The following is a 23,317-nucleotide window of genomic DNA, read 5'->3' on the forward strand; positions in this document are numbered from 1 at the left end:
GCCAATCGGTTGCAAATATACGCGCAACTATTCGGTTTCGCAAATTTTTTGACAATTATTTTTACGTGAAAGAGATTTTGAGTTTGCTAAGTGGGGTTATTTCACAGAGTTATGCGAAGGTAGCACAGAGATTCGCTGAGTTTTTTTATTTTATAGTCAATCATCGTTACGAGAATTGGGGAGAAGGATTAGTAAACCTGACAAACTGAATCATGTAAATCGTTTGTTTCACGCGAATCAATATTTATCGTAAATTGACTAACTTTAATTTCCAAAAAAAAACTTTATGAACCTCAAAACCACAACCCAATCATTCACCAATTTCTTTAGCAAGAATAAGGCAATGAGTTTATTATTTACTGTTTTTATAACTATTATCAGCAATAATCTTTATGCAGTTGAAAAAGATTCTCTCAAAGGCAGCTGGGACATAACAATAGATGTCGACGGAAAACCGGCACCGGCTTGGCTCGAAGTCAGACGCTCGGGTCGAACAACGCTTGTAGGACAATTTATGTGCGTAGTAGGCAGTGCCCGCCCCATATCTGAAATCCATTTAAAAGATGGAAAATTTAATTTTGCAATACCAAAACAATGGGAGGCAGGAAGCAACGATCTTCGCGTGGATGGTAAAATTGAAGGTGAAAAAATATCCGGAACTCTCCAGACTGTTGACGGTAAAACACAAACCTGGACAGGTGTTCGCGCACCAATATTACGTCGTACAGCTGCACCGATGTGGGGTAAACCGATTCACCTTATCAAGGACAATTCAATCAAAGACTGGCACACAGAAGGCACTAGTCAATGGGTGGTAGAAAACGGTATTTTACGCAGTCCAAAATCGGGTGTAAACCTGGTGACCAACGAAAAATTTAATGATTTTAAGCTCCATATCGAGTTTCGTATTCCAAAAGGCAGTAATAGCGGAGTTTATCTTCGTGGTCGCTACGAAGTGCAGGTAACAGACGGTAAAGGAATGGAACCCGCTTTGGATCAAATGGGCGCTATCTATGGATTACTAGTTCCAAATGAAATGGTTGCCAAAGAAGCCGGCGAATGGAATACCTATGATATTACCCTTATCGGCAAAATGGTAACGGTTGTGGCTAATGGCAAAACCGTAATTAACAATCAGTATATTCCCGGAATTACAGGCGGAGCTATCGACAGCAACGAAGCCGAACCAGGACCTTTGTTTCTTCAGGGTGATCACGGTCCGGTGGAATACCGCAATATCATCATAACACCGGCTAAGTAAGGTTTTAGGAATTAATCTCGCATTCTATGATAAAATGCGAGATTCTTTTTTTACTTCAAAATCACTACTTCCTCCGGCACTTTAAACAACAATACACAACCGTTTTTAGAAAAGACTGAATGTGTACTTCCGGGTGGCATGTACATATAATCGCCTTTTTTTAGTTCGTCTTTTCCGGAGCGAACTTCGCCTTCTACCACGTAAATTTCTTCTCCGGCGGGGTGAATGTGATTCGGGTACGAAGCGCCGGCTTCAAATTTCAATAAAAAGGCATTGGGTCTGTTTGTGGCTTCATCAAAACATAATGTCTTTACATAAATACCGTCTGTGTTTACACCTTCTTCAATAAGAGGTTTCCAGTCTATTTCACTGCTTCTTGTGATTTGTTTTTCCATTGTGATTTAATTTTAATTGTTTTTATTTTTCATACTAATTTCATCTAAACTCCATTTATAATTTTCCATAGTTGCCAAAAGAAAAGCGCCCATAGAAAACACAAATACCGAATAATCAAGCGAATCTTTTACGCCAAAAGAATACGTCATGGCAAGCGCAAACAGCAAAGTCAAAATTGCCGCGACAATCGAAGCCAATCGGGTTCGATAACCAATGAGTAGGAGCAAAGCCAAAAGCGATTCGGCAATAGTGGCGATGATGGCGATTGTTGGAATACAATTTTTTGGAGCGAAAGAATTTACTTTTTCGGCGTAAGCCAGAAAACTTTCCCAACCAGAAGAATAACTTCCCCAAAATCCTAACCGACTCGAAACGGCGGACATAAATCCTGCCCCTAATGCGATGCGCAAAAGAAAAGCCGCATAATCCTGATATCTTTTCATATACTATTTTGTTAGTAATTAGTGAGATACAAAGATGTTGCAAGTACGCTTGCTAAAGAATAGAGAATTCCGGAAAAAGCATGTAACAATTAATTTAAACACATAGAAACATAGTTTACAAAGTGTAAAAAGAGGTTTCACTTATTTAAATAACATAGTAAGGTTCTATGTGTTGAGAAACTAGTTTCTCTTCCATATTCTTTTAATTGGTTTTAAAACCTATGTTCTCTATGTGTTTAAAAAACAATTATATAAATCGCATTTCAATTTAAACTATTTTTTCTTTGAATGATTTTGGAGAGATCTCCGTGTGTTTCTTGAAGAAATTAGAAAAATAAAAAGGATCATTAAAACCCAAAGCATAAGCAACTTCTTTCACCGAAAGCTTTTCATAAGTAAAAAGTCTTTTCGCCTCAGAAATAATCAAGCTGAAGATGACATTTTGAGCCGTTTTGTTGGTGTGGAGTTTTGAAAGCTCATTCAGTTTGGATTCGGTGGTACCCATTAAAGTCGCGATTTCGTTTACCGACAAATTCTTTTCGAAGTTCTGTAAAGTGGTTTCCAGGAAATGCAGAAAAAGCGCATCGGGTTTGTAGATTTCGTCGCCACGATTAATTTTGGTGCGGTTGATTTCAATCAGAATTAATTCGATTCGGCTGTGAATGGAAATTAAAAATTGATACGGCGTTTCGATTACTTCTTTGCTGATTTCCTTCAATTCCCGAACAATAATTTCAGGATGATCCACCGTAATCATTTCGTTCATTGCAAAATGGCAAAACAAACCGTTGTGGAAAATCAATTCCATGTCATTATCATCTTTACAAAAGAAAGCGTAGGTAAATTCCAAAACAAATCCGGTTGCATTTTGGATGTTCTTGAAATAATGAATTTGTCCGGAAGTAATCGTAATTACGGAGTTCTCGGTCAATATAAATTCATTTTCATCTACAGCAATAGTCGTTGTACCCGAAGTACAAAAAACTAAAACGTATTTTAAAACACGTCTCGGATTTTCTAAATCTGTTGCCTGATCAAATGTTTTTATCGAAACCATAGTGAGAGTAATTGTGTATCAAAAATAAGAATTATTTCACAGAGTTGCGCGGAGGTGGCACAGAGAGTCGCTAAGTTTTTTTTTTAAAGCTGGCGAATTAATCACGCAAAGGCGCAAAGTTTTTCTTCTCATTTTTGTCATCCTGATCCCGAGGCTTTTGGAGAAGAATCACACTAGTAGCTCGACAAAGATTGTTCTAGCCCCTAAATATTTGACATATTTTTCTTAGTTTTACAAAAACACAAAACATTATGATCAAAATAAATTATAAAATTCAATTTGCTCTATTTGTTATTTGCTTATTCTTTATTGGTCTTGGTATATTCGAAACATTAAACGAAGGATTAAAAACCGGAACAGCTCTTTTTTTGCAAATTTCTCATTTTGTTCCCTTTGTAATGGGAGCAATTATTTTTGGTAATAATTTATATTCCAAACGAATTGAAAATTTCAAAAATTAATAGAGTTTTTTAGAATCTTAATGAGTTATTTACTTCGTTAGTCGCTACCGCTCCCGCTATATCTTTTTGTTTTTAAAGAAAAAACAAAAAGAGTATCGCTCCTATCAGGGCTAAGGAACTCGGTTTCATAAGAAGATTAGATTTTTAAGAAATAAGTAAATTATTAAGAAACAAAATCAAATCCATAATAAATTGATTCAAAGACAGCAATCGAAATTATCCATTTTAATTCTTCGCTATCTGTGGTGTCAATTGAATGTATTAAGGAATAAGACGGTCCGGCTTCTCTAAAATCTAGCCTTGTTTTATAATTACTGCCAGACCTGCTTGGTTTGTAATATTGCGTTTTTACAATAGTTTTCCGATCTGAATTTCGATTTATTTCCGCTATTATTTTTGAGTGAATTTCTATTTTATAGGAAGCTTGATTAGGTGAGTTTTGTCTATTGCAGGTTCCAATTTGTTTGTGTAACGGATCCAATATTATCGAGTTGTTTATTATTTTGCCTAAATAAACATCATCAAAAAAGAATAATTTTTCATTGTTATAATATTCAATATAAATTTTAAAGTCAGTAGAGTTTGCAACGATTCTGGTATTAGCGTAAAGTCCTCTGTCTATTCTTTGAAAAGCTATAATAGCCGAACCATCATTGGAATAAAGATGTCCTGTTAACCTATTTGATATTGATTTTGCAAATGAATAAGTCAGATAATTAGTGATATCCTGTGGCGTATAATTCTTCCAATTTTCGATATCTTTTTTTAATTCTTGTACTTTTTCCTCCATCTTTACTTTTTCATTTTGTAAAAATTCAGGTGTTTTCTTTTGTGTTGATCGTTTTATGACATAAAAAATTAAAAATGCTATCGCGGCAACAGGTATTAAAACGAGAACGAACATTAGTATTCCAAAAAGAGTTAGAATTGTATCCATGCTTTTTTATTAGGTAGGTTTTGAGTTTTTTTTTTAATGAAATGTGAAAAGACTTAGAGTATGAATACTCAATTAGCGTTTATAAAATGGCTCAACGCTATAAAAATAATCACTTAAGCTATTTTTCCTGTCTACTTTAATGAAGTCAACAAATTCATTTGGTTCCAGAAATTGTTTTACTGTAAATCCGGCTTCCTGAGTTAAACTTTCAATATCTCCATCTGCTTCGAGTCCGAAGATGTAATGCGGTGGTTCTCCACTTTCAGGATTAAAAATCATACCAAGATAAGCTGCTTTTAAATCTGGTTTATTTGAAAATAAAATTTTTAAAGAGTTTATAATTTCAGTTGGATATTTTGCTGGTTGTCCAATTTGGACTTCTGTCTTTTTTTCGATTGTTAACGTTTTCGAATTGTCGGTTAGAATTTCGCCACTTAAAATTCTTTCAACTTCTTCGGGCAGTAATTCTTTGCCATAATCCGAATAGGGATTAATAAGAAACGTTGCGCCCTTTGCTAATTCAAAAAGATTTTCTCCTTTCATCTGCATATACTCAATTTCATCTTTCACTACACTTTGATCAAAGATTCTGTCTGTTGAAGTAAATACAGGGATTTTGCCGTCAGCGTAAGACATGATTTTTACTTTAGTATTTTCCTGTAAAATTTTCCTGCCGTTTGGTATTTCAGAATTTTGAGTAATAATAATTAAATCTTCAGAAAGTATACGTTTATAAAATTCAGCTCTATATGCTGGTTCTGTTGTTGCTTTTTGAAGAAGAGTTTCTAAATTAATAGTATTATCTAAAGTTTGTTGGCTGTTTTTCTTTTTAAAGAAGTCAAATAATCCCATTGAAATGTTTTTTATTTTTAAAGCATCTATTATTTCTATTGCAATAAATCTTTATTCAATATTAATTTTTAGTTCCTCCGTTTTCTGTTTAATTTCTTTAGCAAAGTATTTTTTTAATTCATTCAAATCCACATAAGTATCATCACTTAGAGCAGGATTAATTCTAAGAACATTCACCTCTTTTGCACTGCTGCTTTGCGAAAGAAACAAAAAGCCGTCCAACTCCATTTCGTTTCCAAGTACAACACCGCCGGTCGATTCTAAAACTTTATCATTTGAGGTAAATACAGGTATAAACTCAATATTTTTTTCGTTAATGTAGGTTTGAAAACTGACAGCATTAGTTTTGAGATTAGTTCCTTTTTTGTCTAATAGTACAACAATCTTATTTTCGAAAATCACTCTGAATTTCTCTAATTCATTTACTGTGTTTTCTTTATTCATGTTATTTATTTCTGTTTCCTGATGATCCGTTTTTGCAGCTTCTTTTTTATTATCTCCACAGGATAGGACAAAGATTGATGCTAATACTAATAATGATTTTTTCATTTACTTTTTTGGTTTTTATTTTTGGTCTAAACTTTTTTAGTTTTTGTTGACAGTCAAAGAAAACACTTTTCAAGTAAACTTTTGCAAGATTTTTTGTAATTTCAATTTTAATAAGGAGCTATTTCCTGCTGTCCTCTGTATCTTTTGTGTCCACCGCGACGGACACAAAAGGATGCCGTTCCCTCAGGGCTAGGGGAGTTGGTTTTATAAGAAGGTTTTGATTTTTCAAGAAATAGTTTTTATAAAAAAGGTTGCCATTCTTTGCGTTCACGAGCGGGACGTCGCGCTAGCAGGGAAAAAATATTTATTAAAAATTATTCTCTTTTTACTTCATAAGTTGTATTCTCGTTTTCCTGGAATGTCTTTACTATTTTCGCACTCACTACTTTATATAATTATTCTTAGTCTCATCCTATAAAATAGTAAACTAAATGGATGCCAATCTTATATAATTTCAATTTAATTTTTAATAAAAATCTGGAATTCAATTAATTAACTTTTATTAAAGAAAGGTTTAACAGGATCTGTTTTCGCTGGCTGTCTGAAATAACTAATTTTAACTAAATCAAAATTAATAACGTTTTAAATATTTAAAATTATGAAAAAGAATATAGCCATATTAGCCACAAACGGTTTTGAAGAGTCAGAATTATCATCGCCTAAAGCCTATCTGGAAGAGCAGGGGTGGAATGCAGATATCGTCAGTCTGAAATCAGGAACTATTAAAGCCTGGAAAGACGGTAATTGGAGCAAGGAATATAATGTTGATGTAGTATTAGATCAGGCAAATGAAGCAGATTATGATGCTCTGGTTATTCCGGGAGGAGTTATAAACCCTGATTTATTGAGAAGAGAAGAGGCTGCAGTAAATTTTGTACGTTCGTTTTTTAATAGTAAAAAACCAGTAGCGGCTATTTGTCATGGCCCTCAAATTCTGATAGATGCTGATGTTTTAGAAGGTCGAAAAGTAACTTCGTTTTTTTCTATTAAAAACGATTTGAAAAATGCCGGAGCACAATGGGAAGACTCAGAAGTAGTCGTAGACAATGGGTTGGTGACCAGCCGAAACCCGAATGATTTGCCCGCTTTTAATAAAAAAATGGTGGAAGAAATTAAAGAAGGAAAACACGAGCGTCAGACAGTGTAAAAAGATGTTTTTATGTTGCAAAAAATGCAAGATCAATTTTGGTCTTGCATTTTTTGTAATTGCCAGTTTATTACTCATAATTACACAGTTATCGGTGTTTTCTACTATCCAATTCATATGGTTGAGATTTAATTACTTTGAGGGCGCGAAGTAAGAGGCGTTCGTGCAGCTTTTGGAAAGGACACTTCTTACAGCGGGCAGAATATGTTTTACTTGTATTTTTCTAATTCAATTGCTTCGTCAAAGTGTCTTTTAAATTTTTCTGAGAGGTTTAAATTTTTAAATTTTATGATGGTGTAAGAACTATCAAAAGCAATTATTTCAATCAAAGAGTTTGGTAATTGTAAATTTCCATCTTTCCAAATATCATCATTTCCTTCAACATATGGTAAATTATTTTTATCAAGTTCCATAGCTTCACTTTTAGGAATTGCAGATATTACTCCCCAAATAATTTGAACCCTGGCTTTCGCTAATTTTTCAAATTCCTTTTCATCAAGAATGTAATAATCTTCTCCAAATTCAATAGGGATTTCTTCGTGGGCAATAAAATCCAAATCTGATAAAACCCAATTGAAATTTTTTAAGTCCTCAAAAATGGGGTGAAGTAATTCGGTTAGATTTGTATGAAATTCTAATTTATCGGTTTTTCTTAATATCCAATTCATCTACGTATAAAATTGTTGTCTTTGTATTCAATAACGAGACCTTTGTGCTTGTGAGGAAACTATCAATTAAAGTATTCAATCAAAACTTCATCTTCCTCTACAATATGATCTGTGATATGAAATACTTCCTGAATCCAAGGATGATCTAATGCCTCTTTTCTATCTAAAATATTTCCAAGTAAATCTTGTTTCCAGGGTGAATCTTCTTTGTCCATTAAACCAACCTGAAAATTACCTTCATTAGTCCAAATTCTAAATGGAAATGCAAATCTATTTTTGGGTTCATCATCCGTTCCCCAATCGCCAATACTAATTATTCCGGTAACAAGTCTGTCTTCATGCCCTCTTGTGAATTTCAAATAATAAATAGCAAATGCGTCTTCGTCTTTATAAACAAATCTTGTGAGTTTGACAATTTCATTGTTGCAACAATTACAGATTTCTTTGTTGGGTTCTTCGAATTCTATTCTGATCATTTTGGTTTAATTTTAAACTCCATTTTAAATTCGGAATTTATAATGATATTCTTTTTCTAGTGTTTTTTGCTCAGCTTCAGTTAATCTCATAAAAGAAACACATTGGCCATATCCATATTTACTTTCTCCAAGGCATTCTACAATCCTAATATTTTTTGTTTTAATCTGATTTATACAAATATCGAATATTTTACCATCTAACCAATCATCAGAAAACTCAGGTTCAAATTTTACGATTTCATTATTGGATTTAAATTGAACTTTAATTGATCCAAATTCGCTTTGCCATTTTTCTTCAATATTTTCAGGATTAAATGTGCCTTTTGATAGTAAAGAAAATGTATTAATTACATCTCTATAAACTTTATTTTATGCACAAACATCAGATTCTAAATCCATGTAAATCATTTTGTGTTTATCAAGACATGCCAAATCAAATTCGTCTATGTTCATGCCCGGATCGTATGGCTTTTTAAACATTTTTGAATATTCTTTTATTCTGTTTGAATGGAGCTTATTAAATACTTCCGTATCTGTTAGATTATGAAATTCCTCATAGAATCCACATTTTCTTAAAACAGCTATATTTTCAATAACTTTTTCTTTTGAAATTTTCTTTTCAATATTCATTTTTGTGTCTATTCTATGATTATTGCACGAAATAAATATAAAGAAAATTAAAAGTGCGATTTTTTTCATGCGATAAAAATATCATTAAAAATTATAAGTGTATTTTATTTAGATTAGTGCTAATACTCCTTGCTCGTGTGTCCCGCTCGAGAACATAAGCTAATATCAATTAATTCAATATCAACTTGATGTAAATATTATATCAAAAATATCCATTTATAAATTTAAACAACCACGTACTTATACCTGATTCTTCCTTATGAAAACTAGACCCATAGCCCCGATGGGAGGGAAAATCCTTTTGTGCCGGGGTTCGGCACAAAAGATTGGAAGGAACAGGGGGAAATAGCTTCTTATTAAAATTTCAAAATAGAAATTCCAAATCCCAATTTTCACTAAAAACTACCAATGTTTGTCGAGCTACTTGCGGGGATTTGCTTGGCCAGTCGCTATCGCTCAAGTCTCGTGCGTCGAAATGACAAAAATGGGAAAACTTTGCACGCTTAATTCGCAAGCCTGACAACAAAAACTTTGCGAACCTCCGTGCTATCTTAGCGAATCTCTGTGAAACTTCCAAAACTTCCAAAACCTCAAAACTCTCCCAAAAACAAAAAGAGGGCAGCACTTAATAAGCACCGCCCTCCTAAACAAAAATTTAATTTACATTTTAAAACCAAATCTAATTTTAAAATGCCGCATTGAATTGCGTACAGTATTTGGTAATCACTAAACAGAAAGCAAAACGCAGGTTATTCGTTTATGATATCACCTTCCTTAGTTTCTTCGCTGGCAATTTTCACCAGTTTATCTTTGCGATTCAAATCGCCAAATATTTCAATTTTATCGTCGATTTCTCTTCCTCTTTTCACATTGATTCTTGTGGCTTTGTGATCGATAACTTTAATTACAAAAGTACCTTCAGCTACATTCACCAAAGCCGATTTTGGAATTACAAAGGTGCTGTCTTTCGCGTTAAGCGGTAACAGAACTTCGGCTACCATTCCTGGTAATAAATCTTTTTTGGTGTTTTGAACATCCATTTCTACACGCTCGGAACGCAGTTTTAAATCTAGAGCGCCAGACATTCTGGTAATAGTTGCTTTAAAGGTTTCCGGCAATGATTTTACATTAAAACTCATTTCGTCGCCAGTGTGTAAATATCCGGTGTACAATTCGGGAACCGAAACTGCCAAACGCAATTTATCCTGCTGCTGAATGGTCAATAAAGGCAAATCGGAGCCTTTTCCTGCCGGCCCAACAAATGTCCCTAAATTCACGTTTCTTGCCGCTACAACACCATCAAAGGGAGCGCGGATTTCAAGATAACCTCTCATAATCGAAACTTCTTTGTGTCCTGCAACTGCTGCCTGATATTGCGCATAATCAGAATTTTTCTTTCCGCTGGCCATTTCTAAATCATTTTTAGAAATTGTCCCTTCCACTTTACTGGTTTCGTACAAACGGTTGTAGGTACTCTTGCTGGTGGCGTAAATCGCTTCCATCGATTTCAATCTTGATTCGGCTGCAGCGAGTTGTGAACTGATTTCAGGCGCTTCTAAAACGATTAAAAGTTGCCCTTTTTTTACTTTTGTACCAATATCAACTTTAAGAACTTTTACAAAACTGCTTACCTTAGCATACAAATCGACTTGTTGAAAACCGGTTAATTCGGCTGGCAAACGCAATTCGGTGGTTAGTTTTTCTTTCTCTAACAGAAAGGTTTCTGTTTTAGGTTCCAATTCTGCTACAGGCGCTTCTTCTTTCTTAGAATTACAGCTGTTCAGGAAAAATAGTGCTGCAAAGAACAGCGCGCTAAATTGTATTTTATTTGTCATTTTTCGAGTTTAATGATGAGATATAATGGATGCTTTCTTCGTCTTCAGGATCTAAAGAAACCGATTGTGTCGTTGTTTTTTCTTGTGCCCACGCAAAGATAAGCGGCAGGATTAGCAATACGGCAAAGGTCGAGAATAATAATCCGCCAATAACTGCTCTACCTAAAGGCGAAACCTGATCGCCACCTTCACCATGACCAATTGCCATTGGCAGCATTCCGGCAATCATCGCCACCGAAGTCATGATAATGGGACGAAGACGCAGTGCTGCAGCTTCACGAGCCGACTCTAAGGCGTTTCCGTTTATTTTACGCAATTGCTCGGCATTGGTAACCAATAAAACGGCATTTGCGATCGAAACCCCAACCGACATGATGATTCCCATATACGATTGTAAGTTTAACGTTGAACCGGTAAGGGTCAGCATTAATAAGGCGCCTAACACTACTGCCGGAACAGTTGTTAAAATAACCAGCGAAACTTTGAAGGACTGGAAATTAGCGGCTAACATTAAGAAGATTACAAAAATGGCAACCAATAATCCTACTTGTAAACTACTTAATGTTTCTTCCAATACTTTACTCAAACCAATTGGAGAAATGAACAAACCACGTGGCAGTTCTCCCAATGCGCTTATTGTTGCAGCTACATCTTTATTGGCCGTCCCTAAATCGGTCTGGTTGATGTTTGCTGTAACGGTAATGTATGGCATAGCCCCTAAATTGTCATTTTCACCGCTTACAAAGCCGGGTGTAATTTTGGCAACGTCACTTAAAACAGGACGAAGCGAGTTTTTCAATACCGGAATTTCTCCAATATCGGTTTTGCTTTTCATTTGGTTTAACGGAACCTGAACCTGTACGTTGTACGACAATCCGGCTCTTTCGTCAATCCATGTATTTTTTTCCGTATATCTTGATGATGAGGTCGAAGCCACAAGCGATCTTGAAATATCATTCATATCAACGCCCAATTCGGCAGCACGGGTTCTGTCAATATCAATATTCATCGCCGGATAATGAATCGGCTGACCAATTTGCACGTCTCTGAAATACGCTATCTTTTGTAGTTTCTCTACAATTTTGTTGGCGTAGAGCTCATTTCGTTTTTTGTCTTTTCCGGCAATACGAACTTCAATTGGAGTAGGAGAACCCTGGCTCAAAACTTTGTCCGTTAATTCGATTGGCTCAAATGATAATTTCACATCTGGCAATACTTTCTTGATTCGGGCTCTGAAATCGTCTTTAAAGTCATCCATATCCACGTGATATTCTTTCAGACTCACCTGAAATACCGCTTCGTGCGAACCTGCCATGAACAGATAAATCGGGTTGATTGAGAACAGTGACGGGTGCTGTCCCACATAAACAGACGAAATTCCGATATGTTCTTTCCCTACCATTTTTTGCAATTCCTTTAGTACAATCACCGCTTTTTCTTCGGTACGCTCTAAACGGGTTCCATCGGGTGCACGCATTCTCAGCTGAAACTGACTTGAGTTTACTTTCGGGAAAACATCTTTTCCGATAAACGTAATAAAGGTAAGAGCCAAAATTGTAGCGGAAATTAGATACACCAAAGCAGCTGTTTTTTTGAATGGAAACAATCGGTCTAAGGTTCGCATAAAACGGATTCGGAATCGCTCGAAAGCACCTATTTTCCCCTTTCCATCACTATCGGTTCTTTCAACGTAATCTTTTTTCTGAGTAATCAGTTGTTTTTCCGATTCAGGAGTTAATCCGCAGGCGTTGAATTCTGCTTCATCATCTGTAATATTTGGTTCGTGTTCGTGTTTGGCGTGTCCTTTCATCAGCCAGTTGGCCATTACAGGGACAAAAGTTTGTGAAAGCAAAAACGAAATTACCATTGAGAATCCAATGGCCAATGCCAACGGCAGGAACAAGGCTCCCGGAATTCCGACCATCGTAAATGCCGGAGCAAATACGGCCAAAATACAAAGCAAAATCAATAATTTAGGCAACGCAATTTCCTGACAGGCATCCCAGATGGCAAGCGCCTTGGGTTTTCCCATATCGAGATGCTGGTGGATATTTTCGATCGTTACGGTACTTTCATCCACTAAAATTCCAATTGCCAAAGCCAGTCCGCTTAAAGACATTAAGTTGATGGTTTGCCCGAATAATTTCAGGAATAAAACCCCGGAAATAATAGAAATCGGGATGGTCAAAATTACGATCAAAGCCGCACGTCTGTCTCCAAGGAAAAGTAAAACCATGAGTCCTGTCAACACTGCCCCGATAATTCCCTCTGTAATTAAACTTTTAACCGAGTTGATTACATACACCGACTGGTCAAATTCGTAGGACAATTTTACGTCTTCCGGAAGTGTACTCTGAATTTTAGGCAATTCAGCTTTTAATTTCTGAACCACATCCCAGGTCGAAGCATCTCCGGCTTTTGCAATACTGATATAAACCGAACGTTTTCCGTTTACCAAAGCGTAACCCTGCGTAATATCAGCACCGTCTTTTACAGTGGCCACATCCCCTAATTTTAAGTTTTGAACGCTTCCTTTAAATAGTGGAATATTTTCAAAATCCTTAACTTCTTTAATGGTATTATTGGTTGGTGTAATATAGTTGGTATTGCCCATTCTCACGTTTCCCGATGGAGCCGTCTGGTTGTTGATACGGATCGCCTCCACAATCTGATCCGGTGTCATATTGTGCGAACGCAACAAATCCGGATCTACGTTAACCTCGATTGTTCTTGGGCTTCCGCCGAAAGGTGCCGGAGATAATAAACCGGGAATCGAAGTAAAGGAAGCACGAACATAAACGTTGGCTAAATCCTGCAATTCATTGTTCGACCTGATTTTACTGCTCAAAACCAATTGCCCGATTGGCAATGATGAAGCATCAAAACGAATGATAAACGGGGGCTGTGTCCCCGGAGGAAAGGCCGCCTGGATTCTGTTGGAAAGCGAACTCAATTCGGCTGCAGCCTGCGCCATATTCGTGTTTTCATAATAGGTTAATTTCATAATCATTAACCCCTGAATATTTTTGGTTTCAACCGATTTTACCCCGTTTGCAAAGGGTAAAATGTTGACGTAAGTTTTGGCAAAATAAGCCTCCATCTGGTCTGGCGTGTAACCTCCAAAAGGATGCGCGATATAAATTACCGGCAAATTCATTTTCGGAAGGATATCTACCTTAATGTCCTTGATGGCACCAATTCCGAAGAAAAATAAACCAGCCACCATAACGAGTATGGAGATGGGTTTGCGGAGTGCAAAACGTATTAAATTCATTAGGATCTATAATTAAAATTCATTTATAAATAAGTCGAAATTGCCACTCGCGGCTACTTTTAGCAAATAGGATTGCCACACATTGTTGTTGACGATATCACGGTCAATTTCGGCGCGGTTTAACGTAAAGAGGGTTTGGGTCAAATCGGTTAAATCGGTTAAGCCGTTTTTGTATAAAGTCGATTTTTGCAGGTAGGCTTTCTGGGCTGCGTTCACCTGAATTGGCGCTTCGGCAAAATTCTCAAGCGTAATTTTTATTTTATCTTCTGCAAAACTCATTTGCGATTTTAATTCTCTCTCCGCCTGATTGTATTCTTCTTTCAAAGCCTGGGAAACAAATTTTTGAGCGCTTACCTGTCTGCTCATTCTAAATGGCGTGGTTAGATTCCAGCTAATCCCGATTCCAACTAAATAGTTGGAACGATCCGGATTTACGCCATCCCAATAATTTCTGGTAAAAGCGGTCTGATCCTGAACATAATTCGTATCAAAACCAGAAGCGCGGGTTTGCAGAACACCAAATGCGCTCATCGTTGGGTAATAAAAACGCTTGTATAGTTTGGTTTGCTGATCGCTGTAATTGATTCTTGTTTTATAATATTGAAGCAACGGATGAAGGCTATCAGTTGTTTTTTCGGCTGTTAAAATGGCTTTGGGAATCTGATTTACAAACAAAGTGTCTGTTTTGAAATCCTGGGGCGCAACACCCATTAAATCGACTAGTTTGTTGTTTTGTTCCTTAACGAAATTACGAGCCAGGTTCAAAGCAATCTTAGCTTTTGAAACCTCGGCGGTAGCCAGTGTGGAATCGACTCCGGCCAATAATCCGTTTTTAACGCGGGCAACCGCTGTCTTTTTGAAAACTTCTGCGCGGCTTAAATTCTTTTGTTGGGAAATCAGTAATCTTTGGCTTGCCAATAAATTCAAATAAGCGGCAGAGATTTTAATTTCCTGTTGAAACATTTCCTGTTGCAAATCTTTTTCTTTAGACTGAAGATCAACTTTAGCCAAATTGATTTTTTCTTTTGCTTTTCCGAAAGTGAAAAAGTCCCAGTTCATATTGACTAAATAAAGGGCCCCAAAAGCCGAATTCCAGTTTTGATTGGGTAAGGCAGGACCCGAGGAAGCAGCGGCCAGACCATTAAATCCGTAAAGTGCACCATTTTGCCCGTTGATGGTTCCGTAATCTTGTTGGGCAGATAAGTTCAGATTCGGCAAGTAATCGCGTTTGGATTGTTTAAGAGTCTCGCGCGAGGCACTGGTGTAATTGCTTTTTGCCCGGATAGAACCGTAGTTTTCAAGACCTGTTTTTATGGCTTCTTTTAAAGACAAGGTTTGTGAATAACCAATTGAGGCAAAAATCAAGAAAAATAATAAGGTAATTTTTTTGAAATACATAAACTCAAAGTGTGAAATGATCTCCCAAAATTATTTCTCTTAGACCGATATACCCTTTCTTAAATGATGTAATGCAATTAAAAATGACCAATTGAATTTGTCATTTATTGCCAATAATAATTAAATATTTGTCTTTAATTTGTAAACTATTTAAAAATTAAAATGAATAAAAAGTTTGATAGCTTACTGGATAATAAATGGTGGCAGGAAATTGCTGTCGTCGCGTTTTCCTTCACCATATATACCCTGAAAAACGACTGGATGCTCTTTAGTTCTGTATCTTCCATCTTAATGGGCATTTTTTTCTACTTCATTTTATACATGCACGCCCAGTTCAATCGCTTTTTTCTTCTTCCTATATTATTCAAAACCCGACGCCCTTTAACTTATGTATTTCTAACGCTTTTTGGCGTATTTGTCTTTTCAGTTGTGCTGTATGAGATTACTACACTGGATATGTTTAGCAATTGCCGTTTGTATCAAAACTCGCATCAAAGAAGTTATGTCTACCAATTGGCGAGTGTTTTAGGGACATTGGTTTGTATTTTGAGCCCGATTATTGTTTTTAAATTCTACCGAATCCACAGAAAACAAACAGACGAAACGTTGTTGTTTAACCAAATGCAGCTCAATGCCTTAAAAGGACAATTAAACCCGCATTTTTTATTCAATACCTTCAATACACTTTACGGAATCAGTTTGGAATTTCCGGAAAGAACACCGGATCTGATCATGAAAGTCTCGCAACTCATGCGTTATCAACTGGAGAGTAATAACAAACAATGCGTATCTTTAGAAGACGAACTGGAATTTATAAACAGTTACATTCAACTTGAAAAAGAAAGGGTAGGGTACCGTTGCGATATTACCTATGATTGCAAAATTGACAATGAAAACGCCTATAAAGTGTCACCGATGCTCTTGATTGCTTTTATAGAAAATGCTTTTAAACACGGAACCTGCGCGATTGAAAAATGTTTTGTGAGAATCATAGTGACGGTCGAAAACGGATCGCTGCATTTGCATGTGGTGAACTCCATTCCGACTAAGAAAACCGATGTTGTTTCGACTAAAATTGGCCTGAAAAACACTATTGAACGTTTGAATTTACTTTATGGAAAAGACTATAAATTAAACATTCAGGACGATAAAAATACCTACATCGTAGACTTGAAATTACAACTGAAAAAGTTTGTGTAATGAAAGAAACCAAAAAATGCATTATTGTAGATGATGAGCCGGCGGCGCATTATGTTTTGGCGAATTATATCAAACAAAATCCGGAGCTGGAACTTGTCTTTCAGGGCTATAACGGAATCGAGGCGATGAATTACCTGCGTGAAAATAAAGTTGATCTGATGTTTCTGGATATTAATATGCCGGAAATTTCAGGAATGGAATTGCTGAAGATTATTCCAACGCATCCCAAAACCATTTTAACGACCGCTTATTCTGAATTTGCTTTGGAAAGCTATGATTACGGCGTGATTGATTATCTTTTGAAACCCATTTATTTCCCCAGATTTTTAAAAGCGGTGGATCGTTTTTTTTCAACAGAAAATACAGCACTAAAAGAAGAAGAGGCAATCGTAAATTCTGTTAGCGTAAAAGTGGACGGTTACTTTATGGATATTGAATTGGACCAGCTTTTATTTGCTCAGAGTTTTGGGAATTATGTAAAACTGCACACGATCAAAAGAACCTATTTGGCCTCCATCACTACCAGCGAATTAGAAAAATGCCTGCCGGAAAAGAGCTTTATGCGTATTCACAAATCCTATATTGTGGCTTTGGATAAAATTGATACAACGGAAAAAGACTTTGTGATCCTTAAAAATGAAAAACTCCCAATTGGGATTACCTATAAAAGAGAACTCTCTGATCGGCTTAAAAAATAATACTTAAATTAAGATTGCTTACTAATTCATTATTTAAGGAAAAGCCTGTAGAAGATTAATTCTTCACAGGCTTTTTTAATTGTATAATTTTATGCCGGATACTTTAGCATTTTTTGTTTCCAGACCGTCAGCTTTACGCCTTTAAAAATAAACCAAAGAGTCAATGATAATTCTGCAATAAAGCAAGGTAATAACAATGCAATATTAGAAAATTGTGGTACAAGAATTAATGCAAAACTGTTTGTTAGATAACACAAGCCGGCAATTGCCATCATGACTCCCAATGCTTTTGGCAAATAACCAGATTTGAAGATCAGATAACCTTCGATAAGACAGACAAATGCAAAAAAGATCAATCCGATGGCAAATCCAAAATCGTGCAATTTAATAGATAAATACGATAATGTATTCAGTTGATCGTGACTAAAAGATTTTAAATATTCAGCATCTCCCAGGAAAAATAAAGCAGCCAGAAGATTTAGTTTATTGAGAGCCAATACAGCGGTTTGAATTAAATTAAAAGATAAATTCAGTAAAGCCAATTTTTTATTTATAGGTCTCAAGAGGCAATACAAAAGAATCATAATAGGCAAGTCGAGAATGTGCATGATTAAATCGCCTGCAATTCCGATTCGCCATAGAAATTCTGAATGGATAATATTGTTGGCGGTCACAGTTGGATCTCCATAAACCAATAATTTATTCCGAACTAAAAGTTGCCCGAATATGCCGGCAATTATAATAATGAGATAAAGTATTCCTCCGATCCTGATATAAAGCTGAGGCGAATCTTCAAATTTTTTAAGGTTAAATTTCATAGTGGTTGGTAGTTTTAAAGTAAGACGTATTAGGTCCCAGTTTGTTACTTGTTTTTTAACATTTTTTTAAAAGTGTATTTATACTTTTTTAAAAATAACGTTTCGTGTAAAAAATATCTTTAAAATCTATTTTTGTTATGAAAAAAGTAGTAATTTTAATACGCTGTTTAAGTAATAACTATTAAGAATTGAAATCATGAAAAACGTGCTTGTAGCCATTTTCTTTTTGTGTGGAGGTTTTTTGATGGCGCAGGAAGGGGTTAATATGAAGGAAAAAGTGACACCACCCGAGAAAGTTTTATTTACTTTTCAGAAGGAATATCCAAATAAAGTACCCGTTTGGGCAATGGAGTATGTTGGCGATGACAATGATGAAGTTCGCTATGAAGCGAAATTTAAAACAGATGCAAATGTAGAAGCGCTGGCCGTTTATGACAATTTAGGCGTTTTAAAAGCCTATGAATTACAGATTCCGTTAAGTCAGTTGCCAGCAAAGGCACAGACTTATTTAAAGAAAAATTATCCGGCAAAAGCCATTCGTGAAATTGCAGTTGTGGTAGATTATAAAAACAAGACAACTTATGAAGTGGGAGTAGAGAAAAATTCCAGATTTTATGATGTTGTTTTTGATAAAGATGGTGGTTTTGATGTCATTATAGAGAAAAATTAAAATACGTTTGCTTACTAATTCAATATATTTTTGAAACGACAAGCCCGATAGAGATTAAAATTCTATCGGGTTTTTGTTTTATTGTTGTTTGTCAATTTCGACAAAGGAGAAATTTTCGCCAGTAATTCCGCAACGAGAATCCAATCTTTGTCGAGCTTCTCGCCGAGATTTGCCTCGCCAGTCACTATTGCTCGAGTCTGCTTCGAGATGACATACTGTGCACATATTTAAAGATGCCAAAGATAAATTACAACATCATTCCACCAGAAACCTCAATACGCTGCGCATTTACCCAACGTGCCTCTTCAGTACATAAAAAAGCAACAACACCTCCAATATCGTCTGGTAAACCTACCCGTCCTAATGCAGTTACTGATGCAATTTGTTGATTCATTTGCTCGTTGTCACGAACAACGCCTCCGCCAAAATCGGTTTCGATGGCACCTGGAGCCACGACGTTTGCTCTGATTTTTCTTGCCCCTAATTCTTTTGCCTGATATTTGGTCAACGTTTCAATTGCCCCTTTCATCGAAGCATAAGCGGCATAACCCGGGAAAGAGAACCTTGCCAATCCCGTGGAAATGTTAACGATTCCGCCGCCATCATTCATTACACTTAATGCTTTTTGAGTCAGGAAAAAAGGACCTTTAAACTGAATATTGGTCAATTGATCAAATTCTGCTTCCGTTGTTGCGATGAATGAATTATGAATTCCGATTCCGGCGTTGTTGACTAAGAAGTCGAATTTATCAGTCTTAAAAGTGCTTTTTAAAGCTGCTGAAACACTCCCGAAGAAAGAATCAAAAGTACCTGAATCGGCTACGTTCAATTGAAGCGAAGCTGCCTTCTGGCCTAAGTTTTCAATTTCTTTTACAACCGAATCAGCTTCTTCTTTTTTACTGTTGTAGCTAATGATGACATCAATTCCTTTTTTTGCAATTGCGATTGCCATATTTTTTCCTAAACCTCTGCTGCCGCCTGTTACTAAGGCGATTTTTGTATTTATTGCCATTTTATTTTAGATTGTTGTTTATTGATGAAAGTGAAAGTGAAATGCAAGATGCAAGAGATAAGATTTTTTATGATTTGAATCTTGCATCTTAGTAATTATGAATGTAAAGCTTCAAATGAAGCTTTTAATTCCGGAACACTTGCGTTTACTCTTGTTTCGCTGGTACCAAAAGTCAGTTCGTTTTTTCCGTTTTTTAATTGTTCGAAAATTGAAACAATAAAGTCAGCCACGCTTGGATGTATATCGTGTAAACCAACCCCACCCAAATCTGTATTCAATGCTGGTGGAATAATTTCAATCACTTCAATATTTTTTGCTTTTAAAATATGACGAAGTGAGAGGGTAAACGAACGGAAAAAAGCTTTTGTAGCCGAATAAACAGGAACTTTTGCAAAAGGCGAAAAAGCCAATCCGGAGGTTACATTCATTACTGTTGTAAGCGATTTTAACTGAATGAATAAAAGACGTTAAATGAAGAGGCGCTTCAATATTCGTGTTAAGCTCTGTTTTCATGCTTTGGTAAAAATCAGCATCGGTAACGGAAACCCATTTTTGGATTCCGGCATTGTTGATCAGTACATTTAAATCCGGGTGATTTTCAGCAATCCATTCGTAAAGTGCGATGCGCTCTTTTTCATATGATAAGTCGCATACCTTTGTAATTACGGTTGGGAATTTTGCTTTAACTTCATTTAAAACAGCTTCTCTTCTTCCGCAGATAATTACGGTATTATTTTCCTGAATAAATCGTTCAGTCAGGCCAAGTCCAATTCCGCTTGCACCGCCTGTTATTAAAATTTTGTTGTTTGCTAAGTTCATCTTTTTGATTTTTTAAATTGATAAGACAAAGGTAGGAGCAAAGCAGAGCCGGGGAATTGTAAATTTCAAATGAAAGTTTGCGAAATTCAAATCGGGAAATCAATTCCAAAAATCAATTTCAAAAAACAATTTCAATTTCAAAATTTTAAATCTATCCCAAAGTCTCGGGACCAAAATTAACTTCGGAAAGATAAAGGCGTAAAGGAGGTTTGTTTTTTAAAGAAATTAGAAAAATGCGCCAATTCTTCAAAACCTAAAGAAAAAGCGATTTCAGAAATGTTCCAATCCGTTTGTTTTAAAAGGATTTTGGCTTCGTTGGTTAATCTGCTGCTGATTAATTCGGTTGTGGTTTTTCCGGTGTTTTCTTTTAAAACCTTATTTAGATGGTTTACATGCACGGATAATCTTTCGGCGAAATCCTTGGCTGTTCGCAGTTCTAATCGCTGATGGGGAGATTCAATTGGGAATTGTCTTTCTAATAACTCAGCAAATAAAGAAGAAACCCTCGCAGCCGAATTATGTTTGGAATAAAGTGCCGTAATAGGTTGTAGTTTCTGTCCAAAGTGAATTAACTCGGCAACATAATTCCGAATTAAATCATATTTGTAGATATAATCAGAATTGATTTCTTTTTGTATTTTGTTGAAAATCAATTCCACTTCAATAACTTCTTGATCGGTAAGCTGAAAAACAGGATAGCCATCTGAAGCAAAAATAGGAAGATCGTCCAAATCAATCCCGCTTTTGTTTTTCGATAAAAATTCACTCGTAAAAACGCAAAATTGCCCCGCCTGATTGGTATCTTGCGGTATGTAATTATATGGGATTTTTGGTGTTGCAAATAAAAGTGCCTGCTTCTCGATTTCGATTATTTTATCGGCATATTCAGATCTGTTTTTGCCTCGTATCAAACTTATTTTATAATAAGCCCTTCTGTCATAAGGCATAGCCGATTTTCCCTGCATTCTCTCCAGCAGTTCTTGAATGTCAAAAACATTAAAATGGCCAATTTCTTTTTTGATATCGTTGGGCAATAAGGAACTTGGTTCAATAGAGGTGCCTTTTGTAATTTCCTGGTAAAATGAATCTAGGGATTTCATATGCTTGAATTGTAAAATTCAAATATACAAAAAAATGATTTTAGTTTCAGGTTCTTTGCTTTGTGCGGTTAAAACAAACTCCCCTGAATTAATTCGGGTTGAGGATTGCTGCCAAATGGAATCGTATCAATTACAAAAAACTGCTTTTTAATAGGGTCCAATTCCCGCAAAACAATTTCACAACATAAAAAATCAATATCAATTGTGGTGAAAAGCTGTGCCGCAATTTTAAGATTTTCAGCAGTTAATCTTCGGGCGATAGACAGATGTGGATCGTCGCTTTTTTTCAGACTCAAAGGTTTCAACGTTTCCTGCGTTTTTTTGAGGATTGGTTTTAGTTTTGCTTTTGAATCTTGGTTTGGAGCAATAAAAAAGGCTCCGCTATTTTCATAAGCACTAAAATGGTCTAAGTAAACAGGAAAAGGAGTAAAGGTATCACAAGCCTTAAAAAGCTTTTGTTTGTATTTATCTATTTCAGATTCAGCAATGGTAAACTCACAGATCGTAATATGTGCCACAGAATTACAACTGTTATACCAACCTATTTTGTTTTTCAGATAATCTTTCATCGTCTTGATACCATCAATAACATCCTGTGAAGGGTAAATGGCAACTGAATATTTCTTTTCCATTAAATAAAAATGATTTTATAATTTCAGTATTGGGAGTGTAATTGTGCTGGTACCTAAATTTTTCCCTTAAGATGTAATCTGTGTTCTATTTCTGATTTTAATAAACCGCTTCCCCCGCCAAAATGCTCAATTACTTCGACATCGGGTTGCTGTTTTAAACAAAAAGAAGTAAACTCTTTTTCAACATGGTCTTCGATTCCGGAACTCAAAAGAACAATATCGATTTTGTTGTTAAGAAAATATTCCTGAGCTGTTTTTTCATCATTAAAACCTACTGCATTCCAGTTTTCATAAGCATTTACCAGCCTGAGAAGAATCTCCAAAATGGGTTCGTTTTTTCCAAGTATTAAAAATTCAAATATTTTCATTTTTTTAGTTTCTAAGTTTTTTATTCAACTTCTGACAGAACTTGTAATTTATTTTACAAATGTATTTCTTAAATTCTTGTTTCAACTTAATCTAGAATAAGAAAGATTCTTTCTGAGTTTCTAAGCTTATAAGTTTTTTATTCAACTTCTAATTTACTTTACAAATTTATTTCTTAATTCACAATTGCAACTTAATCCAGGACAAGAAACAAATCTTAGCACCTTAGTATCTTACCGCCTTTAAAAACTTTGAAGTATTTTACTTGCAAAGTTTTTAATAACTATTTTTTTTTATTTTTTAGAAAAAAGTTTAACTGGAAGAAACACAACATATTGAAAAAATACAAAATGTTAAAAGTAGAAAAAATGCACAAAAATGAGGAAAACCGTAAGTTTTTCTTAAAAGTTGCTTGTAGTTTTGCGTCGTAGAAGATCAAAAAGTTATGCTGCTTTGCCTTTTTTAACAGCATAATGTTCTTCTTAAAACTGTTTTTGGAGAAACATTTTTTAATGAAAATTTGACGAATTCATTTGATCGTGATTATTGTATAAGTTTGCAAGACATACAAAAGAGTCTAATTTTTATAGGGTTTTTAGATTTGGTTACACGTTAACT

Annotated in this window: 25 protein-coding genes; 6 read left to right on the forward strand and 19 right to left on the reverse strand. The window is 35.5% G+C overall.

What is annotated here, in order from left to right; all coding sequences use genetic code 11:
- Positions 1-286: 286 nt before the first annotated feature.
- The gene (locus ASC72_RS15540; RefSeq protein ID WP_241775721.1) at positions 287-1,261 is read left to right on the forward strand and encodes a DUF1080 domain-containing protein; all 975 of its coding nucleotides are present in this window, start codon (positions 287-289) and stop codon (positions 1,259-1,261) included.
- A gap of 50 nt (positions 1,262-1,311) precedes the next feature.
- Here ASC72_RS15540 and ASC72_RS15545 read toward each other — a convergent pair whose 3' ends face one another.
- The 3 genes from ASC72_RS15545 to ASC72_RS15555 all read right to left on the reverse strand — a co-directional run bounded on the left by ASC72_RS15545 (position 1,312) and on the right by ASC72_RS15555 (position 3,157).
- Entirely contained in the window at positions 1,312-1,656 is a 345-nt protein-coding gene (locus tag ASC72_RS15545) for a cupin domain-containing protein (protein ID WP_056192537.1), read from the reverse strand.
- 12 nt (positions 1,657-1,668) lie between these two features.
- Positions 1,669-2,100, reverse strand: a complete 432-nt coding sequence (locus tag ASC72_RS15550; protein ID WP_056192538.1) for a DoxX family membrane protein — start codon at positions 2,098-2,100, stop codon at positions 1,669-1,671.
- 268 nt (positions 2,101-2,368) lie between these two features.
- Positions 2,369-3,157, reverse strand: coding sequence for a helix-turn-helix transcriptional regulator (locus tag ASC72_RS15555; RefSeq protein WP_056192540.1), 789 nt, complete (start codon positions 3,155-3,157; stop codon positions 2,369-2,371).
- A 251-nt stretch (positions 3,158-3,408) separates the two neighbouring features.
- Here ASC72_RS15555 and ASC72_RS15560 point away from each other — a divergent pair, with 251 nt between their 5' ends.
- The gene (locus tag ASC72_RS15560; protein WP_056192543.1) at positions 3,409-3,618 is read left to right on the forward strand and encodes a hypothetical protein; all 210 of its coding nucleotides are present in this window, start codon (positions 3,409-3,411) and stop codon (positions 3,616-3,618) included.
- A 163-nt stretch (positions 3,619-3,781) separates the two neighbouring features.
- On the opposite strand, the gene ASC72_RS15565 is transcribed toward ASC72_RS15560, so the two are convergent.
- The 3 genes from ASC72_RS15565 to ASC72_RS15575 all read right to left on the reverse strand — a co-directional run bounded on the left by ASC72_RS15565 (position 3,782) and on the right by ASC72_RS15575 (position 5,956).
- The gene (locus ASC72_RS15565) at positions 3,782-4,555 is read right to left on the reverse strand and encodes a hypothetical protein (protein WP_131725831.1); all 774 of its coding nucleotides are present in this window, start codon (positions 4,553-4,555) and stop codon (positions 3,782-3,784) included.
- A 72-nt stretch (positions 4,556-4,627) separates the two neighbouring features.
- A complete protein-coding gene (locus ASC72_RS15570) occupies positions 4,628-5,407 on the reverse strand; it encodes an enhanced serine sensitivity protein SseB C-terminal domain-containing protein (protein WP_056192549.1) in 780 nt (259 codons plus the stop codon).
- A gap of 51 nt (positions 5,408-5,458) precedes the next feature.
- Entirely contained in the window at positions 5,459-5,956 is a 498-nt protein-coding gene (locus tag ASC72_RS15575) for a hypothetical protein (RefSeq protein ID WP_056192552.1), read from the reverse strand.
- 598 nt (positions 5,957-6,554) lie between these two features.
- On the opposite strand from ASC72_RS15575, the gene ASC72_RS15580 reads away from it, so the two are divergent.
- Positions 6,555-7,103, forward strand: a complete 549-nt coding sequence (locus ASC72_RS15580; RefSeq protein WP_056192554.1) for a type 1 glutamine amidotransferase domain-containing protein — start codon at positions 6,555-6,557, stop codon at positions 7,101-7,103.
- A 209-nt stretch (positions 7,104-7,312) separates the two neighbouring features.
- On the opposite strand, the gene ASC72_RS15585 is transcribed toward ASC72_RS15580, so the two are convergent.
- The 6 genes from ASC72_RS15585 to ASC72_RS15610 all read right to left on the reverse strand — a co-directional run bounded on the left by ASC72_RS15585 (position 7,313) and on the right by ASC72_RS15610 (position 15,384).
- Entirely contained in the window at positions 7,313-7,771 is a 459-nt protein-coding gene (locus tag ASC72_RS15585) for a hypothetical protein (RefSeq protein ID WP_056192557.1), read from the reverse strand.
- Positions 7,772-7,833: 62 nt separating this feature from the next.
- Positions 7,834-8,247 carry a hypothetical protein gene (locus ASC72_RS15590; RefSeq protein WP_056192559.1) on the reverse strand — a complete coding sequence of 138 codons (414 nt, stop codon included), beginning with the start codon at positions 8,245-8,247 and terminating at the stop codon, positions 7,834-7,836.
- A 369-nt stretch (positions 8,248-8,616) separates the two neighbouring features.
- Positions 8,617-8,946, reverse strand: a complete 330-nt coding sequence (locus ASC72_RS15595) for a hypothetical protein (protein ID WP_056192562.1) — start codon at positions 8,944-8,946, stop codon at positions 8,617-8,619.
- Positions 8,947-9,626: 680 nt separating this feature from the next.
- Positions 9,627-10,712, reverse strand: a complete 1,086-nt coding sequence (locus ASC72_RS15600) for an efflux RND transporter periplasmic adaptor subunit (RefSeq protein ID WP_056192565.1) — start codon at positions 10,710-10,712, stop codon at positions 9,627-9,629.
- Entirely contained in the window at positions 10,702-13,986 is a 3,285-nt protein-coding gene (locus tag ASC72_RS15605) for an efflux RND transporter permease subunit (RefSeq protein ID WP_056192568.1), read from the reverse strand. The genes ASC72_RS15600 and ASC72_RS15605 overlap by 11 nt, the downstream gene beginning before the upstream one ends.
- A 12-nt stretch (positions 13,987-13,998) precedes the next feature.
- Positions 13,999-15,384 carry a TolC family protein gene (locus ASC72_RS15610; protein ID WP_056192572.1) on the reverse strand — a complete coding sequence of 462 codons (1,386 nt, stop codon included), beginning with the start codon at positions 15,382-15,384 and terminating at the stop codon, positions 13,999-14,001.
- A gap of 162 nt (positions 15,385-15,546) precedes the next feature.
- On the opposite strand from ASC72_RS15610, the gene ASC72_RS15615 reads away from it, so the two are divergent.
- Together ASC72_RS15615 and ASC72_RS15620 are read left to right on the forward strand one after the other, a co-directional pair.
- Positions 15,547-16,584, forward strand: a complete 1,038-nt coding sequence (locus tag ASC72_RS15615; protein ID WP_056192574.1) for a sensor histidine kinase — start codon at positions 15,547-15,549, stop codon at positions 16,582-16,584.
- A complete protein-coding gene (locus ASC72_RS15620; RefSeq protein WP_056192579.1) occupies positions 16,584-17,282 on the forward strand; it encodes a LytTR family DNA-binding domain-containing protein in 699 nt (232 codons plus the stop codon). The genes ASC72_RS15615 and ASC72_RS15620 overlap by 1 nt, the downstream gene beginning before the upstream one ends.
- An 89-nt stretch (positions 17,283-17,371) precedes the next feature.
- On the opposite strand, the gene ASC72_RS15625 is transcribed toward ASC72_RS15620, so the two are convergent.
- The gene (locus tag ASC72_RS15625) at positions 17,372-18,100 is read right to left on the reverse strand and encodes a DUF4386 domain-containing protein (RefSeq protein WP_056192582.1); all 729 of its coding nucleotides are present in this window, start codon (positions 18,098-18,100) and stop codon (positions 17,372-17,374) included.
- 196 nt (positions 18,101-18,296) lie between these two features.
- Here ASC72_RS15625 and ASC72_RS15630 point away from each other — a divergent pair, with 196 nt between their 5' ends.
- Positions 18,297-18,770, forward strand: a complete 474-nt coding sequence (locus ASC72_RS15630; protein ID WP_056192585.1) for a PepSY-like domain-containing protein — start codon at positions 18,297-18,299, stop codon at positions 18,768-18,770.
- 247 nt (positions 18,771-19,017) lie between these two features.
- Here the strand turns inward: ASC72_RS15630 and ASC72_RS15635 are convergent, their stop codons facing one another.
- The 6 genes from ASC72_RS15635 to ASC72_RS15655 form a co-directional block, all read right to left on the reverse strand.
- Positions 19,018-19,782 (reverse strand): SDR family NAD(P)-dependent oxidoreductase, encoded by a 765-nt coding sequence (locus ASC72_RS15635; RefSeq protein ID WP_056192588.1) that lies wholly within the window; start codon positions 19,780-19,782, stop codon positions 19,018-19,020.
- A gap of 95 nt (positions 19,783-19,877) precedes the next feature.
- Entirely contained in the window at positions 19,878-20,192 is a 315-nt protein-coding gene (locus ASC72_RS24555) for an SDR family NAD(P)-dependent oxidoreductase (RefSeq protein WP_256380487.1), read from the reverse strand.
- Positions 20,086-20,601, reverse strand: coding sequence for an SDR family NAD(P)-dependent oxidoreductase (locus ASC72_RS15640; RefSeq protein ID WP_256380482.1), 516 nt, complete (start codon positions 20,599-20,601; stop codon positions 20,086-20,088). The genes ASC72_RS24555 and ASC72_RS15640 overlap by 107 nt, the downstream gene beginning before the upstream one ends.
- Before the next feature lie 176 nt (positions 20,602-20,777).
- Positions 20,778-21,701 carry an AraC family transcriptional regulator gene (locus ASC72_RS15645; RefSeq protein ID WP_056192591.1) on the reverse strand — a complete coding sequence of 308 codons (924 nt, stop codon included), beginning with the start codon at positions 21,699-21,701 and terminating at the stop codon, positions 20,778-20,780.
- A gap of 68 nt (positions 21,702-21,769) precedes the next feature.
- Positions 21,770-22,333, reverse strand: a complete 564-nt coding sequence (locus ASC72_RS15650; RefSeq protein ID WP_056192595.1) for a 2'-5' RNA ligase family protein — start codon at positions 22,331-22,333, stop codon at positions 21,770-21,772.
- A gap of 53 nt (positions 22,334-22,386) precedes the next feature.
- Positions 22,387-22,701: a hypothetical protein gene (locus tag ASC72_RS15655; protein ID WP_056192598.1), complete on the reverse strand. Its 315-nt coding sequence runs from the start codon at positions 22,699-22,701 to the stop codon at positions 22,387-22,389.
- Positions 22,702-23,317: the final 616 nt, after the last annotated feature.

Origin of the sequence: Flavobacterium sp. Root420, assembly GCF_001427905.1 — a bacterium.
Taxonomy (GTDB): domain Bacteria; phylum Bacteroidota; class Bacteroidia; order Flavobacteriales; family Flavobacteriaceae; genus Flavobacterium.

Bases quoted from the DNA above. Each gene is read 5' to 3' on its own strand.
- ASC72_RS15570 (WP_056192549.1), bottom strand. From the start codon at position 5,407: ATGGGATTATTTGACTTCTTTAAAAAGAAAAACAGCCAACAAACTTTA.
- ASC72_RS15555 (WP_056192540.1), bottom strand. From the start codon at position 3,157: ATGGTTTCGATAAAAACATTTGATCAGGCAACAGATTTAGAAAATCCG.
- ASC72_RS15645 (WP_056192591.1), bottom strand. From the start codon at position 21,701: ATGAAATCCCTAGATTCATTTTACCAGGAAATTACAAAAGGCACCTCT.
- ASC72_RS15650 (WP_056192595.1), bottom strand. From the start codon at position 22,333: ATGGAAAAGAAATATTCAGTTGCCATTTACCCTTCACAGGATGTTATT.
- ASC72_RS15625 (WP_056192582.1), bottom strand. From the start codon at position 18,100: ATGAAATTTAACCTTAAAAAATTTGAAGATTCGCCTCAGCTTTATATC.
- ASC72_RS15605 (WP_056192568.1), bottom strand. From the start codon at position 13,986: ATGAATTTAATACGTTTTGCACTCCGCAAACCCATCTCCATACTCGTT.
- ASC72_RS15615 (WP_056192574.1), top strand. From the start codon at position 15,547: ATGAATAAAAAGTTTGATAGCTTACTGGATAATAAATGGTGGCAGGAA.
- ASC72_RS15565 (WP_131725831.1), bottom strand. From the start codon at position 4,555: ATGGATACAATTCTAACTCTTTTTGGAATACTAATGTTCGTTCTCGTT.
- ASC72_RS15620 (WP_056192579.1), top strand. From the start codon at position 16,584: ATGAAAGAAACCAAAAAATGCATTATTGTAGATGATGAGCCGGCGGCG.
- ASC72_RS15550 (WP_056192538.1), bottom strand. From the start codon at position 2,100: ATGAAAAGATATCAGGATTATGCGGCTTTTCTTTTGCGCATCGCATTA.
- ASC72_RS15640 (WP_256380482.1), bottom strand. From the start codon at position 20,601: ATGAACTTAGCAAACAACAAAATTTTAATAACAGGCGGTGCAAGCGGA.
- ASC72_RS15590 (WP_056192559.1), bottom strand. From the start codon at position 8,247: ATGATCAGAATAGAATTCGAAGAACCCAACAAAGAAATCTGTAATTGT.
- ASC72_RS15635 (WP_056192588.1), bottom strand. From the start codon at position 19,782: ATGGCAATAAATACAAAAATCGCCTTAGTAACAGGCGGCAGCAGAGGT.
- ASC72_RS15630 (WP_056192585.1), top strand. From the start codon at position 18,297: ATGAAAAACGTGCTTGTAGCCATTTTCTTTTTGTGTGGAGGTTTTTTG.
- ASC72_RS15595 (WP_056192562.1), bottom strand. From the start codon at position 8,946: ATGAAAAAAATCGCACTTTTAATTTTCTTTATATTTATTTCGTGCAAT.
- ASC72_RS15600 (WP_056192565.1), bottom strand. From the start codon at position 10,712: ATGACAAATAAAATACAATTTAGCGCGCTGTTCTTTGCAGCACTATTT.
- ASC72_RS15580 (WP_056192554.1), top strand. From the start codon at position 6,555: ATGAAAAAGAATATAGCCATATTAGCCACAAACGGTTTTGAAGAGTCA.
- ASC72_RS15610 (WP_056192572.1), bottom strand. From the start codon at position 15,384: ATGTATTTCAAAAAAATTACCTTATTATTTTTCTTGATTTTTGCCTCA.
- ASC72_RS15545 (WP_056192537.1), bottom strand. From the start codon at position 1,656: ATGGAAAAACAAATCACAAGAAGCAGTGAAATAGACTGGAAACCTCTT.
- ASC72_RS15540 (WP_241775721.1), top strand. From the start codon at position 287: ATGAACCTCAAAACCACAACCCAATCATTCACCAATTTCTTTAGCAAG.
- ASC72_RS15575 (WP_056192552.1), bottom strand. From the start codon at position 5,956: ATGAAAAAATCATTATTAGTATTAGCATCAATCTTTGTCCTATCCTGT.
- ASC72_RS15560 (WP_056192543.1), top strand. From the start codon at position 3,409: ATGATCAAAATAAATTATAAAATTCAATTTGCTCTATTTGTTATTTGC.
- ASC72_RS15655 (WP_056192598.1), bottom strand. From the start codon at position 22,701: ATGAAAATATTTGAATTTTTAATACTTGGAAAAAACGAACCCATTTTG.
- ASC72_RS15585 (WP_056192557.1), bottom strand. From the start codon at position 7,771: ATGAATTGGATATTAAGAAAAACCGATAAATTAGAATTTCATACAAAT.